The organism is Bacillus cereus group sp. BfR-BA-01356, assembly GCF_022663635.1.
GTDB lineage: Bacteria > Bacillota > Bacilli > Bacillales > Bacillaceae_G > Bacillus_A > Bacillus_A cereus.
Genome location: NZ_JAKUFX010000077.1, coordinates 1 through 18,694, shown reverse-complemented (window position 1 = coordinate 18,694; position 18,694 = coordinate 1). Strand labels below are relative to the sequence as shown.

Genomic DNA, 18,694 nt, shown 5'->3' with positions numbered 1-18,694 from the left:
CCCTAATATTCATTTCTTCTACTCGTTAATTTTCAAGCCAACTTCAAGCCCATGGAGAAACACTTGATGATTATCCAAACATAAAAATTGCTGAATCTCTTCAAATTTCATATGACCGACTGAACAAACCCCTAAATTTAATGTCTCAGCAACCATATTTAAGGTAGCAGTGATAATGCCTGACTCAATACAAGCAAATAAATATCCATCTGAACCGTATTTCGGGATGGAAGCGTTCGCATTATAAACCAAATAAACTGAGAAGGCAGATTGAGTAAATAAATCCTGATTAATTAACTCATGATCACTTTTGATTACTTGATCAATGTTGTTTACAATCACAAGACTATTTTTTGATGGGTTATAATAATAAAATCCAGCTTTCATATCCTCTATACGTTTTGGTTTTACATAAACAAAGATATCAATGGGATAGAGCCCGCCTGCACTTGCGTAATGATAGTATATTTTTTCTTCCCTAACCTGTTTTAGAGTTGATAAGAATCGGGAAAATTCCGAAAAACTAATATGTTTTTCCATATCAAATTGACGACAAGACCTACGTTCCTTGATTATAGTAGGTAGCTCATTTGTTGTTTCAAGTTGAATTTCGGTCGACCGTGCAGCAACGTGCGTGCGATTTAATTGTTTACTCATATACTTATCTAACTTTTCTTTAGAAAAGCGAATCTGGTTGCTATATGGATTTGAAAAAATCTTTTCTTGTGAAGAAAATACTTCTCTTGGGTGTAATATATTACTTACTAACACACGATTTTTTATCATGAGCTCTATGTTTTTTTGTGTCTCTTCTACATTTCCTAACGAAAAGCGCTCTACTAGTTCACTAATTTTCACACCTTTTTGAGCCATAAAATAAAAATCTGGAAACCACTCAGACAGAATACCTGTAAATCTCATTTCCCCTATCAAAACTTCATTATGCAACTTCTCCCAATGCTTAATCGGAGACCAGTAATAAATTTTCTCGCTCATATAACCCTCCATAAACATTTAACTTATTTTTGAAATGCAATTTTCTAATTTACAAAAATTTTTTCGGATTCTGCTCCTTGTCTCATAGTGATTATAAATACATGCACTTTAACGAAACTTGAAAATAATGAAATAACTTTTTCTTCATTAAAATTTTTTATTTCATCATAAAAAATGATTTCTTTTTGGATATTTCACATCCTTTCCCATAGTAATCCTATAAGGTATAAACCATTTGTAACATTGAGAATATTCATGTATTTTCAATGTGAAATTATTGTAATGGATTGGAGAGCGGTTGAATATAGTTATTAAATCAAATAATGTTGAGAAAGTTTTATTTATTATATCGATAAAATTTTATGATGTAATTTATTACAAATAGATTAAGAAAAGAGTTTTAAATTTTTCTTAATCAGTTAGTGTGAAAATATCACATACTATTACATACAATCGAGTTACTTACATTTCATATTCAAAATAGAGAAAAGACACCTTGAATGGTGTCTTTTCTCTATTTTAATTCCATATACTTTTTACGCCTTTGTTATTTTTAAACGATTTGTAGGAGTTAATACAACTCGAACATCTAGTTCGTTATATGTTCGAATATATAATAAACATTATATGAATTACGAATGTATTTCAGGTAATTTTATAAATAAACTCAAAGATATCTTCTCCTCCTACTGTCATAAAAGAAATAATCTATTGCTTATTTCTTTTATTAAATTGTAATATAATTACAGTATGTGAAATTATATTACATTAACTTTAAAAGCGAAGTGAGAATAATCTTCACTTCGCTTTTTTCATTTGCAATCCTTGTTAAATTTGCTCAATGCAGTATTTATTTCCACATTCTTCGCTTTTATTTAATCGGTTTCTCTGTTTTTAAGACAAATGAACTTAATGCAGGAACTTTAATTTTATTGTCATAGACAACATAAAGTAGTTTACTTCCCGCCTGCTTGCCATCTACTAGTACTTTCCAAGGCCCTTTCGATGGAAGTGTTATTTCAACAGCTTCTCTATTTGCATTGTGAGCCACTGTAAAGTATTCATGTTTATTCCCCTCTATTATATAAGCTACAGTATTTTTTGGAGCATCAATAAATGATACGTGTGTTTTTATTTGCTCTGCAGATGTCATTCGAAAAGCTGAGTACTTTTTGCGTAATTCTATTAAACCCTTCATATAATCTACTTCATTATTAAACGTTGCACGGCGCAGCCAATCCATCTGGTTAATTGAGTCTGGAGATTTGTAACTATTATGATCACCGTATTTCGTCCGCATAAACTCTTGCCCTGCATGTAAAAATGGAATTCCTTGTGATGTTAATAAAATCGAAGAAGACAATTTGTGCATTTGTGTTCGCACTTCATCGCTGTCACCTGGATTAGTTAACTCAAGTTTATCCCATAATGTATGATTGTCATGTGCTTCCACATAAGTTAGCACCTGCTCTGGATCTTGATAGGTAGACGAATTTGTATCGTAGTCAATACCTGCCGTAATACCTTTTTTAATACGATCTTCCATGTTTTCCTTTCCATTTATAAAACCATTTTCTTTTTCCTCAAATACACTACCTTTTAACCCATCACGTATATTATCGTTAAAATGAGCAATCCCTTTCATTTTCTCTGCATTTTTTTGATTTGCTTTCAGCTCAGCTGCAAGAGGTGTATTTAAATCCCATCCTTCTCCGTGTAGTATAATAGAAGGATCAATTTGATTAACAGCTTTACGTATTTCATTCATCGTTTCATAATCATGAATACCCATTAAATCAAAACGGAATCCATCTAAATTGTATTCTTTTGCCCAATATGTGACGGAATCTATCATAAATTTCCTCATCATTTTTCTTTCTGAAGCAGTATCATTTCCTACTCCAGTTCCATTTGCAAATGTTCCATCTTCATTGTAACGATAATAATAACCTGGAACTAACTTATGGAAATTAGATTCAGCAGCGTTATACATATGGTTATATACTACATCCATCACCACTCGAAGATTATTATCATGTAGTGTTTGAACCATTTGCTTTAATTCAGTTATTCGCACAGTCGGCTCATAAGGATTTGTAGAATAGGAGCCTTCTGGAACATTGAAATTTTTAGGATCATATCCCCAGTTATATTGCGGTTCATTTAAAGTCTCTTCATTTACAGAAGCATAATCAAATATCGGTAAAAACTGAACGTGAGTAACACCAAGATCCTTTATATGATCAAGTCCTGTTTTTACACCTTCTGGCCCTTTTGTTCCTTTTTCTGTTACACCTAAATACTTCCCTTTCTGTTTAATACCACTTTCAGATTGAATGGAAAGATCGCGTACATGTAACTCATAAATAATAGCATCTTCCGGATTTTTAAATTTTGGCTTTTTGTTTGCTTTCCATTTTTTCGGATTTGTTTCTTCTAAATTAACAACTGCACCTTTATCCCCATTTACAGAAGCAGCACGCACATATGGATCAACCACTTCAGTCCACTTATCACCAATTTTGACCTTATACGTATAAAAGAGCCCTTTTTGGTTCCCCTTTAGTTCTGCTGTCCAAGTTCCCTTTTCACCTTGTTGCATGTTTATTTCAGCACCTATTTTATCGTTCCAGTTTTTATATGTAACTAACTTCGCTTCGCTTGCAGTAGGAGCCCATAAACGAAACTTTGTATGTTGCGGAGTATATGTATTTCCTAAATCGTTACCACCATAATAAAATAAATTATCAAATTCTTCGCTACGAATGACTTTACCAATTTCAGTATTCGTATCAGCTAAGTTTTCTATTTTAACTTTGTATGTTTGTTTTAAATCAATTTTCTGTTCCGTAATTATTTTGACCTTATTAGTAATATCTCCACTGTTTATATCATAAGGAGTAATATTCTTAATTTTAATGCCTTCAATTTCAATTTTCTTTTCCTTAATATGAAACGGGACATTAGTCGTTACAGTAATTTCATGGAAACTATCAATAGTTGCTTTTTGAATTGAGAGATCCGATGATGGCTTAGAATTATATACTTTTTCATCACCCGAAAGAATCCATACTTCAGCACGACCGTCCTTTATATTTTCAATCCAACGATCCCCACCATCTTTTTCCCATTCATTTGTTCGAACTATAAATCCTACACGATTATAGTCACCGTCTATTTTTATCTTAGCGTATTTTCCAAATTCATCTTCACCAGTAAATTCATAAGATGTACCATTTGCATTTTCTCCCCATAACCAAAGATTCCAGTCTTTTGTATTTCCAAGCTTTTCTTTGTAATGAATGATAATTTCAGTTGTTTTCGAATTTGAAACTGCCTTCACACTCTGAAAGGAGAAAACAGATTATAACATAACGATTAAAGTAAGTAATAAAACTGTTTTGTTAATTAATCTTTTTATAATTTGCACCACATACACCCTTTCTTCAAATATTACTAACGATTTATTATGCTTTCACTACATAACACTGCTTAAATTAATCTAGAAATCTCTTTTACTTCACCTCCATATTGGCTATTTTCACGTATGTATTTCAATGACCTTTTAATACGAAAACGTTTGCATTAGTACTTAAAAAAATAGATTTGTTTATGCCTTCATATGTTTGTAAATGCTAAAAGATCAGGGAAATAATTTTAAAGCAATCGTTTGTTATCGCTTTCATTTTATAGACTTTCTATCAAGAGGTCAATATATTATTAATTTTCTGTTTTTATATATTTTAAACCTTATTTATTTGTCACAACTTCTTACAGGTAAAGTGCCTCATTATTGCTTAGTCAGTTTATTTTCAATAATACATTGCTACGTAAAAAACAGCTAATATCCTTAAAATGACATTAGCTGTTTTTCATAATGTATTAATATATGAATGATAACTATATTTCTAAATTACTTAATTTTTGCTGCATCAAATGCTTTTTGAACTGCTTGAACTTCAGCTGTATTCGCACCATATTTATTAGTTGCCACTCGAATACATGCTGATCTCAATTCTTTGAAATTAGAAGTCATGTTTAACTCATCTGTATTTGCATAATAGAAAATATCAAACATTTTATCTTCACCAATTCCTTTAACAGTTACTCCGTTATGAGTTCCGCCTTTTGCAATCAGATACGCAACTTTATTAATAATACTTGAATTAAAATGAACACCGCCTTGATCCCATCCATTAAAATCGTTAAATTCACTGTAATCATCTGGATAAGGCACTCCAAGTGAAGATGGCACAGAAGCTGGGTTTTCCATATCACGGAAAACAGATCCCGTTTGTTCTCCCATTGTCCAGTTAAAGTTTCCATTATTTACGTATTTCTCAATAGATGTTCCCATAATATCAGATAGCGCCTCATTAATCGCACCGGATTCCCCGTAATATTCAAGATTAGATTCGCTAGAAGTAACAGCATGTGTAAATTCATGTCCAGCTACGTCATATGCTTTAACACTAGGATCGCCATATACAAGCATACTTCCATTATTAGCACTTAATGCATTCTGCCAATTTTTCGGATCATTCGTCTCTTCAGAATCCCAAGCGTGTACAACTGAAACTACCTTTTGTCCCTTATTATCAAAGCTATTACGCTTGTATTTATCTTTATAAAAATCAAATACTTTTGTTGCTAAGTAATGAGCACTTACTGCTTTTGGATCGTTAAATGTTGCCGAAGTACTTGTCGCTAATGTACCAGGATAATAGCTTTCTTCTTTAGTAATATCTCTGTAATTCACATCATATGTTTCAATGCCTTGCCCTCTTGTATAATCAGCAAGAGCATATTTGCCATTACTTTGTTTAGAGATACCAAATGAACGATTAATACCTAAATCATCTTTTCCTGTTCCCGTTAATGATGTAAGGCTGCTTTGTTTACTTTTCTTTAAGGCTCCAACTAGTTTTTCACTTGCTTTTAAGTTAGATTCTTTTACCATATTTTTTAACATATCACCATTTTGTGCATTTACTAAATAAGTACCAGAAACATAGTTTGGTGTTGCAGCTTCGAAGGTAACTTGGTATGCATTGCTAGCTTGTCCATTATTTTCATCAACAAAAATAACCTCTTTAACTTCTGGCTCAGAAATAAACTTGATATCGTTCCCGTATTTCGTATAAATATATTGTTTTGCTTCATCTTTTGATAGATTAATAGTTTTTTTCAATTCTTCTTGTTTTAAATTTTGCGCGCTATCGCCTGAAACACTTTTAATAACACCCTTATTATCTACGTGTGCAGTTAATTGATGTCCATATACTTCTTTTCCTTCGTATGTTTGCTGCATACGCACAAGTGTAGTTCCATCATACGAACCACGTTTTTGAAGGACTTTATAATCTACTCCTGCTTCTCCATTGACTTGTTTTTGGGACAGAGCTTGTTCTGTTTTCTCCTTAAGTGCATCCTTTACTACATTTTCTGGTGCCTTTTGTGACGGCTGTGTAAGTTCACCCGAACGGAACGATTCCTCCTGAATTTGAACTTGTAGTTGATCTGTTTCCTCTGCATGACCTACCCCATATGGTGCCACAGCTGTTAAAGCTAATCCTGTTGTTAATGCTACCTTAGTTAATGTCTTTTTGTTTTTCATTATTTCACCTCGTATAATTTTTGAAATAGAAAGCTTGTACAAAGTATACTGTCTATTAATGTCTAAAAAAAGAGAAAATACACAATTTATGTAACATTATGCAAAATTACATAAATTAAGGATGATGCTACAATTAAAGAACAACTCATATAAATGCATTAATTTCAATAAAAAAGAGCTCCCTAAGACGCTCATCCAATTGGTTAGTTATTAATTATCTATATTCATTCTAATAAAAGTATACTTATATCTAAATAACAACATAAAAACCCACTCTTAACTATTTTAAGAGTGGGTTTCATGCTATTAAAATAACAATTACTATAAGAAATTTTATAATTTATATTTTTTTAGTAATCCTACTAAGTTTTTTGTAAAATTCACCTTTTGTCTTTACATGATTAAACTGATTTGGATTAATATTTGCTTTTTGTGAGAGTAATATAATCTCTTCTTTTGAAATTGAGTCTTTCGTATTTATAGATGCTATATTTGTGTATTTTCCGTCTTCTGTTTTTGGAATTTCTAAAATCCCTTTATTCACAAGATCAACTACCGCCTTATGCTCTGAAGAATGTAAATCTACACCAGTAATTTTCCAATTACGCATAACTTTTGGCGTGTATACACCGTTCTTTACCTCTTTTAAATATGTAATAGCAAGGTTACGAATGGTCCCACCTGTTTCTCCAAATGCATTCTCTTGTTTAGATGACCAAATTTGTTCAAACTTACGCCCCTCTAAAGCTCCTCCTTTTGCCTGAAGAGCCTCCATTCTATATGCATTCATTCCCAGCGTCATAGCATCGCTCATTTTGATTGGTTTGTTTGTACGAATAGAGCGTAAATTTGTAATTCTACTTCCATATGGTTTTGTTAAGTCAATTTCGTATTTTACGCCTCCAAAGAAATCGTTCGTACTGTATTTAGAGGCACGGCGGGTTTTATCAAAGCTAACGGTTACATCTCCGGCACGAGATGAGTTAAAATATCCTGCTGCCCATTCCATATAGTCTTTTAAATCTTTTCCAGAAATCTTATATACTGTAATTTCTCCCAAGGCATATTGGTAATTGTACGCAATATCTTTTTTCTTAATAGGACCTATATCTAAACGGGCATAATCATTATCAATTTGATGGGCTACTACATCTGCTTTACTGTAGTAGAGCATGACTTCATGAAAGAAATCTGATAAAGGTGTTTCTTGAATCTGAACACTTGGAATACCCTTTATTTCATTTTCAGGAACAAGATTTCTACCCTTTAATTGAGCCACTACAACATTTGCATCTCCTCTCGCATATTCGTGAAAAGGTGTTAATGTTTCTTCAAGTGTAGGATCAGATAATATCGTTGTTCCATCAGCATTTTTTACAGGTATAGCGGTAGCAGTTTTATTTTTTAAAGCCAACTTCCCATCTTGCTTTGTAAAAGTAAGGTCAATACGTGAAATATGTGTTCCATATTTATCTGGTTCTGTAATAATTACGCCATTTACAACTTCTTTTTTTACAAGTTTATGCATGTGAGCCGCAAAAATAGCGCTTAGTTCCGGACAAGCATTTGCAATATCTTGAACACCAGTACCAGGGATACCATTCTCATTTTCTAATCCCATATGCATAACTCCTACCATTACATCTACTTTACCTTCTAATTCCTTAATTGCCTTTTTCGTCTCTTCTACCGGATTTTTCACCACTAAACCATTTAAGTGATCTGTCCCTTTTTCAAAATCACTAATCATTGGTGTATTCATACCAATAATCCCAACTTTAATTCCACCTTTTTCTACAATTGTATATGCAGGAAGAAAGCGCTCTCCATTTTCCTTATAAATATTTCCTGCTAACGTTTTCCCCTTATATTGCTCACTAACTTTTTTCAATGTATCTAATCCAAAGTTGAATTCATGATTTCCAAATGCCCAGGCGTCATATCCCATTGTATTCATCGCTACCATCATTGGCGATTGTGGCTTATCGTTGAATAATTCTACTGAGTTTCCTTGAATTGTATCCCCGGCATCTACTAATATGGTATTTGGATTTTCTTGACGGACCTTCTTTATAACCGTATAAAGCTGTGTCAAACTTCCACTCATATTTGCTCCATCAAGCGCATAATCCCAAGGCATAAATCTACCATGAATATCTGCAGTACCTAACAATGTGATATTAACTTCAGATTCCTCAGCCTTAGAGATAGGTGGTTTGACTATTACTGCTGTTCCAAGCAGTAATAGAATTACAAAGTAACATACAAAGTTCTTCCATTTCATTTTTTGCATAATAATAATATTTCTCCCCTTTTTGTAATTTCATAAAGTTGCTTGAACTTTAAAAATGTAACTTATTATTCAGGAAACTTCAACTACAAAAGATAATTTTGAAGGTAGTTCTGTTGCAAAAATAAAGAGAATAAATTGCATACATCCTCTAACAGAATTGTATCTTATCATTTCCTGACAGAATACCCCTTTCTTAAGAGTGTGAAGTGTACTTTCAAAATAAGGACATATCATTTATCATCATAAAAATCATCATTTCAATTTATTAAAACGGGCATATACAGTTACTGATTTATCTCCTTCTAAATAAAAACACTTTCAAAAAAATAACCCCGCTCTTCATTTAAGACGGGGGTTACACTTATACAGAAAATCGGATAGTTTCATATTTTCTTCAGCTTATTGGTTACTTTCAACTAATTTCATTCTATTTTTGGTTTCTTCTGAATCAATAAGAATCAACCGTTTTCCCTGTTTATAATACGTATCGATAATAAATAGGGAATAATTTTTACTTTTCAATTTCACAAAGCAATTTTATCTCTTTGATTTGTAACATATGACGCTGTTCATGCAAATAGATCAGTTCTATCCACTGATCAAGGGGCAATTCTCCAAGAGCTGGATGCATCACTGATTTTTTCGCTAATACAGACTCATCTTCTATTGTACTCAGGAAACGCATCAATTCTTTTCTTGATTCGTTTAGCATATTGAGCATTTGCTGCACTTCAAATGGTTCTATACTTGGTTCAATCATTTCTGGAGCTATAAACTTTTTCGTTCTATCTAATAAAATAGTGTGAATTTCTTTACGCTCATTTTGGGTACTATCTAACTTTTTTAATCCTGACGAAATAACTGTTATCACTCTCTCATCTAATAAAACTAAATGATGACAAACTTGTGCAATACTCCATTTATCCTTATCTGGTTTCCTATTAAATTGAGCATTACTCAACAAAGTAATTTCCTCAACTAATTGATTTCTCGTTTCATAAAACTTGTCATTTACAATTTTATCCATGCGGATTCTCCTTTCATTGCAGCCTACATACTTAAATTTCTACGCTAGAAATATTATCTTCGAAAAAAGATTTTCTTTCACTACTAGTCCAATTTCATTTTAAAACCACAAATGAAGTTATTTGTTTTTTATATATTTTTAATTGGCACAAATAAATCAACCTTTAACTTTCCTTCTAGATCTTCAGCAACATTATTTAAGCAAAACTCTAAATTATCTCTATCATAATCTGCATCATACTCACTATTTGGTAGCCACTCTGCATACATGTATTGATACGCTTCACTTAATTTATGAGGTTCATCATAGAACTGGCATAGACCATATGTACCTCCATCTAATCTTTTAAATTGCACAGTATGATACTTTTCTTTATCAAAGTTTTCAGGAATCGTAATACATGCATCATGCCGGCACTTATGACTTGCAACAAGTTCAGGATTATCCAATGATATTCCGATAAATGATTGCTCTGGTGGATACAGTTTATTTTCAATTGACCAATTCAGTAACTTTCTCCAGTGATCTTGCGGTTCAAAGTAGCTACCAGTTCGTCTTATATACGCTACTTCTAATGGTGGTAATTTTTTTATAACAACTTTCATTTATATCTTCTCCCCTATAAATATGTACACTGTTTAATTAGCTTTCTTTAACATTTATTCCTTCTTAAATAAAAAGAATTCTCTAATCATATAAAGTGAAACTTTAATCAGCGGGAGATGAATTTGAATTGAAATATAATTGATTACTATTACTACTAAAGTAGTATGTACTTTCATACTTTTATTTGATTTTACATTCTTTTTAAAAGGTGGAGGATTTTAATTGATTAAAGGAATATACGAAGCGCATTTACCAGTATAATGTCCTATCAATTTATCATTAAATAAATGTAAAAAATGACCCTATTTATTCATTTTTAATGCGTATGTATGTACATTTGTTAATTTATTCGATATATTATGGGTATTGAATGATTACGTGAAGTGTATAGGTCGCTTATATAACACCTTATATTTTTATATCCGTGAAAACTACAAAGTGTATGAAAATCCATTTGTCAAATGAATTTAGTGCGGAAGGAGGTTTGTGGTTACTTCATAGGGTATAATAATCAGTTTTTTACTGATAAAAATATAGGAGGCGACATAATGTTTCGTACGATTTCAAATTTCATGAGAGTAGCTGAGATAAGAAGGAAAATCCTTTTTACACTAGCGATGTTAATCGTTTTTCGAATTGGCACGTTTATTCCAGTTCCTCATACTAACGCAGAGGTATTAAAAGTACAAGATCAAGCTAACGTTCTAGGTATGTTAAACGTATTTGGCGGAGGAGCATTACAACACTTCTCAATCTTTGCTGTAGGTATTACACCATATATTACAGCTTCCATCATAGTACAGTTACTACAAATGGATGTTATACCTAAATTTTCGGAATGGGCAAAGCAAGGAGAAATGGGCCGTAAGAAATCAGCTCAATTCACTCGATACTTTACAATCATTCTCGCATTCATACAGGCCATCGGAATGTCTTATGGCTTTAATAATATAGCAGGTGGACAATTAATAACAGATCAAAGCTGGACTACATACTTATTTATTGCGACAGTTTTAACTGCAGGTACTGCATTTTTACTTTGGTTAGGCGAACAAATTACCGCTAACGGAGTTGGTAATGGTATTTCGATGATTATCTTCGCAGGTCTTGTTGCTGCGATTCCAAATGTTGCAAATCAAATTTATTTACAACAATTCCAAAATGCTGGCGATCAGCTATTTATGCACATAATAAAAATTGTTTTAATTGGACTCGTAATTTTAGCGATAGTTGTTGGTGTTATTTACATTCAACAAGCTGTACGTAAAATACCGATCCAATATGCAAAAGCTGTTTCAGGAAACAATCAATATCAAGGAGCAAAAAACACTCATTTACCGCTTAAAGTAAATAGTGCTGGTGTTATACCAGTTATCTTTGCTTCTGCATTTTTAATGACGCCGCGTACAATTGCGCAGCTCTTCCCTGATTCAAGCGTATCAAAATGGTTAGTTGCAAATCTTGATTTCGCACATCCAATTGGAATGACACTTTATGTCGGTCTTATCGTTGCTTTCACATACTTCTACGCATTTATTCAAGTAAATCCTGAACAAATGGCTGAGAATTTGAAAAAGCAAAATGGATATGTTCCTGGTATTCGTCCTGGTAAAGCAACTGAACAATATGTAACTAAAATTCTATACCGTCTAACATTTATCGGTGCAATTTTCTTAGGTGCTATTTCTATATTACCGCTCGTATTCACGAAAATTGCTACGTTACCACCTTCTGCTCAAATTGGTGGTACAAGCTTACTTATCATTGTCGGTGTAGCACTAGAAACTATGAAGACGTTAGAAAGCCAGCTTGTAAAACGTCATTATAAAGGCTTTATTAAAAAAGTGAATTAATTATCAAAAACACAGTTGGTTATTTTTCCAACTGTGTTTTTGATTTTATCAGTCCTGTAATATACAGGGCTATTGCTTTATTAAACTACATCTCCTTCTCTAATAACCGCCCTTTTTTGAAATAAGTCCGTAGTGTTGAACGATTGGCCAAAAATACACCAATCAATATAAGACAAGCCCCCATTCCCATTGTAGGATTTAAAGGTTCTCCTAAAATGATATATCCCACAATTATTGCAATTAATGGTGATACATATAACCACGTCGATGGAAATACTGGATTTGTTTTTGATAAGAGCCAGTAATATAATCCGTGTCCACCAATCGATCCGATAAATATGAGATATAAAATAGGCCATTGCACACTCCATGAAGTTAATACGGTTACATTTGGTTGTTCTACAATAATAGATGCGATTAGTAGTAAAATCCCTCCATAAAACATTTGAATACCGTTAATAAGAAATGGTGATACATTTGATAAATCTGACAGTATTTCTTTCGAACGAATAGAGCCTATTCCGTAAAATAACTCCCCTATAACTAAAACAATACAAGCAATACTCCATATGAAACTTACTTGTTGATGCATTCCTGGTAAAGAAACAAATATAACGCCTATTAGTGCAATAACTAAAGCAACGAGTTGTTCCTTTTGTAATTTCTCCCTATTCCTCTTTGCTTGTATTAATAAAATCATCATTGGTCCCGTAGCAGAAAGAACAGCAGCTAATCCCGAAGAAATATATTGTTCTGACCAATATAAACTTGCGAATGTCATAAATGTTAAACAAAATCCAGCATACATAATGCGTTTTGAAAATATATGTGGCATAATTTCTTTTCGCTTTAATTTAAAAATAATCATAAGGATTATGCCCGCTAAAAAGAAGCGAATTCCTGCTGAAAACAACGGTGGCGCCCCTGCTTCAATTCCAATTTTTATCGTTAAAAATGTTGTCCCGAAAATAATACATACTAAAATGTAATTAAAAATGACCATTTTGCTTCCTCCTTTTTACTCTTAGAATGAGTATAGAGGCTATGGTGTATAACAGTGTATCGGTACATATAACAGTTACTTCAAGTTGTAGTTGATTCCCTATATATTTTTCGCTTTAATTAAGTTAAAAAGAAAAATAGGTGAACCTATGAAAATTGTATTGCGTAAAGAAACAAACATACCGTATTACAAGCAAATATATATGCAAATTGTTGACAGAATACAAAGTGGTATGCTTTCACATGGTGAATCTCTTCCTTCTTTACGTTGTATGGCCACAGATTTACAAATCAATGTATTAACAGTTCGTAAAGCGTATAAACAGTTAGAAACGAAAGGGTATATACGCATCGAACAAGGAAAAGGTGCTTACATATATAAACGGGTAAAGAAAGATTTCAAACCAATTCCGTATAAATGGCAACAAACGAAAACGATTAATGTTATGCGTTCTCAATATGCAATGAATAAGCACCGTAAATATTATAATTTTTCACAAGCAATTCTGTATCCTCGTCTGTTACCAAATCCATTTTTGGCAGATGAAATGCATAAATTGCTGGATAAAAATCCGATGTTGTTAGCAACTTATGGGCCAGTTCAAGGCGATTATGAATTGCGAGTTGAAATAGCAAATTACTTACATGAACACCAGAAATTAGTGACAGACCCATCTCAATTATTAATTACAAGCGGCGCACAACAAGGAATTGATTTAATTGCTCAAACATTATTAAAACCTGGAGATACTGTATTGGTAGAAAGTCCATGTTACAGTGCTGCGCTTGATATTTTCATCAATAAAGGTGTTCAAATCATTCCCGTTTCTCTTGATAATCATGGAGTTCGCTCCGACTTAATTGATGATATTTGTCAAAGTAAAAATCCCGTTTTATTGTATACGAATCCCACCTTCCAGAATCCGACAGGTACAGTAATGAGTAAAGAACGAAGAATGGAACTTATAGAACTATCGGAGCTATATCAATTTTTTATTATTGAAGATGATTCTTTCGGAGAAATATATTTTGAGGATGCTATAATCCCGCCCCCAATCAAAAGTTTTGATAAGGATGGCCACGTAATATATATAAAAGGATTTAGTAAAACGTTAGCACCAGGACTGCGTATTGCAGCACTTATTGCCGATGGTCCTATTTTTGAATGGCTATATGCAGTAAAAGGTTCAATGGATATCGGTAGTCCTTTATTAACACAAAAGGCACTTCTACCGTTTTTACGTGCAGAACGTATGAAAAACCATTTAGAAAAATTACGTACAGCTTTACAAATGAGACGTGATTTAACAATTGATATATTATCGCCATTAAAAGAACTACACTTTGAAATACCAAATGGAGGTTTTAATTTATGGGTGACACTACCTGATTCGATAGATCCCTTTACCTTATTACAAAAAGCAAATGAAGTAGATGTCTCTTTTTTACCAGGAACAGCTTGTCTATTAAACTACGAAACAAATGATAACCAATTAAGAATTAGCTATTCAATGTTAAACGAGAAAGATATGGAAATTGGATTAGAGAAATTACATGATACAATACGAAAAAGTATTTGTTAGAAGCAATATCACATTAGCCAACAATAAATAATACCCGAAAATGTATAGTATGGGATACTATTTATTGTTGAGCTTTTTCGTTATTCTTAACAACCGATTTTAAAACTTGTCTTTCTTTTAATTCTTCAACACTACCATATTGATCAATAACAATTGCTTTCATTTCCTCTCCTCCTTGCTGTTTATTTTAATAACATGCAATTATTTCTCAAAATTTTTTGCCTTGAATTAACATATAATTATTTTTGGGGGTAATTATGCAAGAAGCATTATAAAGTGAAACTTTAATCAACCCTCGCCAATCGGGCTTTTCCGGGCAGTTGGTCCCCTCCCAACTTCTTTACTTTCCCGGAATTTTGAAATGGGACTCTTACTGCCCAGCAAATAGCGGGATAAATTCCAATACGAATCTTACACACATCTTAGAATCATCCAAAACTGTTTTATTAATTAAATTCAAAAGAAATGAGGCTAACTATATGAGTGAAAAGATATTTAAAATAAACGGAATTGATATATGTACAGAAAGCTTTGGGAACCCTAAGAACCCTGCTATTTTATTAATTATGGGCGCTACATGTTCCATGGTTTATTGGGACGAAGAGTTTTGTGAGCTGTTGGCTAGTACGGGGAAGTTTGTTATTCGCTTTGATAACCGTGATGTTGGACGCTCTGTTGCCTATGAACCTAGAACTTCCAATTATACAGTAACAGATATGGCTGAAGATGCAATTGGAGTACTAGATGCTTATCATATTAATAAAGCTCACCTATTTGGTATGTCATTAGGTGGTATGATTGCTCAAATTGCTGCTGTAAAACATCCCGAAAGAATTTTGACGCTGACTTTACTAGCGACTAGTGTAATAGGATCTGATGACAATACTCGCGATTTACCTCCAATGGATGAAAGGATTTTAACACATCATGTAAATAGCACAAGTATAGATTGGGCAAATAAAAATGATGTGGCAGAGTATTTAGTTTCAGGATCTCGTCTATTATGTGGATCAGAACGAATATTTGATGAAAATAGAGTTTATAAACAAGTAAAACAAGAAATAGAACGCGCAAACAATTTATTAAGTATGTTTAATCACGCTTTACTTCAAGGTGATGATGCATATGAAGGTGTACTTCAATCCATACAAGCACCTACATTAGTTATTCACGGAACAGACGATACAGCACTACCATTTGAACATGGCCTCGCACTAATTGATGAAATTCCAAACTCAGTACTATTAACCCTTAAAGGGGCAGGCCATGAAAACCATCCAGATGACTGGGAAAGCATAATTAACGCTGTTTCTAAACATACATCTAAAATTTAGATAAATAACTAATGGAAGGGGGCACAAATTGTGCCCCCTTCTAGTTACAAACAAAAACCCATCACTGTATTCGTATGTATAGTGATGGGGACTTTGTATATTTTTCTATGTTTAAAAAAATGGACAATCTAATTGATCAACAGATTCCCATAATTTTTTTTTTGCATTTTCGGTGGATGTATTTGTGTCTAGTGTCATGTTTTTAAAAGGGTTTACTTCGACTTTTAATAAGGATGAAGGCTCCACATATAATGAGAAAACATGGCTGCTTGGTAAAGCTTTTGAAACGTCAATATCTCCAACTTGTTTAAATAGTTGCTGCGCAGCAAAAAAGAAGAAATTAGTTGGATTTGATTGTTTATTCAGCCACGCAAGCATTTCAGGTGATACCGATTTATGAATATTGATTTTTACTCGATCACCACGTTTATATCGCCTAGATCGCATACTTCCACCAACTAACTTATCGTTAAGTTTGTAAATCCTAACTCTTTTTGCTTATGCTCTCTATATTTTGGCGAACAAGTATAGACTAATAATCCTCGTGCATTTGTAAATAACGGATTATCTACAAAGATTACATTTTTGAGTCGTCCTTTTTGCTTTAAAATCATTTTTAAACTGTTTTTAATAATTACTGCACCCCCGCCATAAATAAACACGTATGGATCGTCTTTCATATCATCAATTTTATTTATAATATCTGTTGCGACACGTGCTGCTAAACCTAATAGCGCTGGCTGTGATTCCTCAACTAATAAGGTATTTCTCGGATGCTTATCATTTAAATAAATTTGATTGAATTCTGTAATACTATCAATCGTTTTAGTTGGATACTTCCGGTTCCATCTCGTAATGATTTGTAGTAACGTCTCTTTTACACCATAAGATAAACCTTTACTTAGTTGCGGACGGAAATTCACCCCTAATGAAACGACTTCTTCTGTCGTCCCTGCACCAATATCAAAAGAGAGTAGAGTTTTATCTACAAAATCAATTTCAGAAACTTGATTTTGCTCACATTCTATTTTATGTTTCACAACATTTCCTTCTTCATCGTATACAATGCCCCACGTACCAGAAGCGCCCTCAGGCAGGCATTTACAATACTCAATTGAAACATTAATTGTCACATCGCGTCCGTTCGGATAATGGAAAATAACCTTATGATTTCCCATATAACGTTTTGCATTTTCAGCAGCTATTTCTTGTGTAATAAGCTGCATAGGAAGAGCGACAGATAAATCATAACGAATATTAATATGGCTAGAAGTTGGACTTTGACGCATAGCGCTTACCGCCAAACCTGATAGTATTGTAATAACCATTAACTCATCCGTTGACTTATTCGATTTCTTCTCTACCTCAGTACCTTTTAATTGATCTTGAATAACTTTTTCTCCAACGATGTATCGTACATTATTTAGCATTAACGATGGCGAACTTATAGTCACATCAATGTGGTTTTCTAATTCAGATAATGAAACATCTACCTCATCTAAGAGTCCTGTAGGCTCACCTATATATAAAGAATAAATACTCGGAATAAAAATAGGGTCTTGCCCTTTCACCATTAACTTCAAACCGTTGTTTCCTGCATCTGCACCAGCTTTTAAAAGTATAGACATAACTACCCCCTAAATTAATCTGACATCCCTTCCAAATATATGCGAGCCCATTCTTTTACATTCAAATGTATTGTAATTTTTTGTTTATCATAAAACCAAAATATTGCATACTTACATATTTCGTGTAAAAAGTATTTGACATGATGCTTTTCCAATTTTATACTTATATTTGTAAAAAGTTTTTTACAATCGAGGGGGCAATTATTTATTGAATACTAAAAAAACTATTTTTATAATCATTGTTTTAGCATTAATTGCAATACTAGTACATGGCACATATAAATACATAACTGAAGGTTCTATTTTAGGTGGTACGATTTTTGCTATTTCGTTAATACTTAGTAATTTAATTAATCACATTACTTGGGGAGATCCCCACGGTGTGTCAGAAGAAAGTCAAGATGAGATGGGACAACAAATTACATATAAAAGCTTTAAAATTGCGTATTTTGTGCTTGTAGTTGTAATGTTCCTTTTATTAATCTTCTCCGAAGGATTTTCTATGGGGGCTAATTTAGATGGAGTAAAAAACCTCCCTCTGTTCATCGCAATTTGCTCTTCATTCTTTATTTATCCTATTGTCGAACTCATAGTTGCAAAACAATATAAGTAAAAAGATGAGGTTTTCTACATGTAGAAAACCTCACATGCCCATCAACTTAAAAATCTTCACTACCCCCAAGTGTAAAAAAACGTTATTCTTTCTAAAAAAGCTAGACTAGAAAGGATGACGTTTTCTTATGAATCTCTCGATT

Annotated in this window: 12 protein-coding genes and 1 pseudogene; 4 read left to right on the top strand and 9 right to left on the bottom strand. The window is 32.9% G+C overall.

Annotated elements, in window-relative coordinates:
* Positions 1 to 18 precede the first annotated feature (18 nt).
* The 6 genes and pseudogenes from MR168_RS21875 to MR168_RS21850 all read right to left on the bottom strand — a co-directional run bounded on the left by MR168_RS21875 (position 19) and on the right by MR168_RS21850 (position 10,538).
* On the bottom strand, positions 19 to 996 hold the full coding sequence (locus tag MR168_RS21875; RefSeq protein ID WP_001290968.1) for a SagB/ThcOx family dehydrogenase: 978 nt from the start codon (positions 994 to 996) through the stop codon (positions 19 to 21).
* 871 nt (positions 997 to 1,867) lie between these two features.
* A pseudogene (pulA, locus tag MR168_RS21870) lies at positions 1,868 to 4,426 on the bottom strand (type I pullulanase).
* Between the two features lie 483 nt (positions 4,427 to 4,909).
* A complete protein-coding gene (locus MR168_RS21865; protein WP_086411826.1) occupies positions 4,910 to 6,613 on the bottom strand; it encodes a M4 family metallopeptidase in 1,704 nt (567 codons plus the stop codon).
* 340 nt (positions 6,614 to 6,953) lie between these two features.
* A complete protein-coding gene (locus MR168_RS21860) occupies positions 6,954 to 8,906 on the bottom strand; it encodes a bifunctional metallophosphatase/5'-nucleotidase (protein WP_001171052.1) in 1,953 nt (650 codons plus the stop codon).
* A gap of 511 nt (positions 8,907 to 9,417) precedes the next feature.
* Positions 9,418 to 9,933, bottom strand: a complete 516-nt coding sequence (locus MR168_RS21855) for a DinB family protein (protein ID WP_000358016.1) — start codon at positions 9,931 to 9,933, stop codon at positions 9,418 to 9,420.
* 128 nt (positions 9,934 to 10,061) lie between these two features.
* Positions 10,062 to 10,538 carry an AraC family transcriptional regulator gene (locus tag MR168_RS21850; protein WP_000869617.1) on the bottom strand — a complete coding sequence of 159 codons (477 nt, stop codon included), beginning with the start codon at positions 10,536 to 10,538 and terminating at the stop codon, positions 10,062 to 10,064.
* 549 nt (positions 10,539 to 11,087) lie between these two features.
* Between MR168_RS21850 and secY the strand changes: the two genes are divergently transcribed.
* On the top strand, positions 11,088 to 12,392 hold the full coding sequence (secY, locus tag MR168_RS21845) for a preprotein translocase subunit SecY (protein ID WP_000490135.1): 1,305 nt from the start codon (positions 11,088 to 11,090) through the stop codon (positions 12,390 to 12,392).
* 85 nt (positions 12,393 to 12,477) lie between these two features.
* Here the strand turns inward: secY and MR168_RS21840 are convergent, their stop codons facing one another.
* Positions 12,478 to 13,395, bottom strand: a complete 918-nt coding sequence (locus MR168_RS21840; RefSeq protein ID WP_000234337.1) for a DMT family transporter — start codon at positions 13,393 to 13,395, stop codon at positions 12,478 to 12,480.
* Positions 13,396 to 13,543: 148 nt separating this feature from the next.
* Between MR168_RS21840 and pdxR the strand changes: the two genes are divergently transcribed.
* Complete coding sequence (pdxR, locus tag MR168_RS21835) at positions 13,544 to 14,977, top strand: MocR-like pyridoxine biosynthesis transcription factor PdxR (protein ID WP_086411827.1); 1,434 nt, start codon at positions 13,544 to 13,546, stop codon at positions 14,975 to 14,977.
* A gap of 479 nt (positions 14,978 to 15,456) precedes the next feature.
* The gene (gene mleBCA, locus MR168_RS21830) at positions 15,457 to 16,311 is read left to right on the top strand and encodes a BCA family alpha/beta fold macrolide esterase (RefSeq protein WP_086411828.1); all 855 of its coding nucleotides are present in this window, start codon (positions 15,457 to 15,459) and stop codon (positions 16,309 to 16,311) included.
* 111 nt (positions 16,312 to 16,422) lie between these two features.
* Here the strand turns inward: mleBCA and MR168_RS21825 are convergent, their stop codons facing one another.
* Both MR168_RS21825 and MR168_RS21820 read right to left on the bottom strand, forming a co-directional pair.
* Positions 16,423 to 16,758 (bottom strand): hypothetical protein, encoded by a 336-nt coding sequence (locus tag MR168_RS21825; RefSeq protein ID WP_001257760.1) that lies wholly within the window; start codon positions 16,756 to 16,758, stop codon positions 16,423 to 16,425.
* An 11-nt stretch (positions 16,759 to 16,769) separates the two neighbouring features.
* A complete protein-coding gene (locus MR168_RS21820) occupies positions 16,770 to 17,939 on the bottom strand; it encodes a ParM/StbA family protein (RefSeq protein WP_000025622.1) in 1,170 nt (389 codons plus the stop codon).
* A gap of 208 nt (positions 17,940 to 18,147) precedes the next feature.
* Between MR168_RS21820 and MR168_RS21815 the strand changes: the two genes are divergently transcribed.
* The gene (locus tag MR168_RS21815; RefSeq protein WP_001093141.1) at positions 18,148 to 18,552 is read left to right on the top strand and encodes a hypothetical protein; all 405 of its coding nucleotides are present in this window, start codon (positions 18,148 to 18,150) and stop codon (positions 18,550 to 18,552) included.
* Positions 18,553 to 18,694 lie beyond the last annotated feature (142 nt).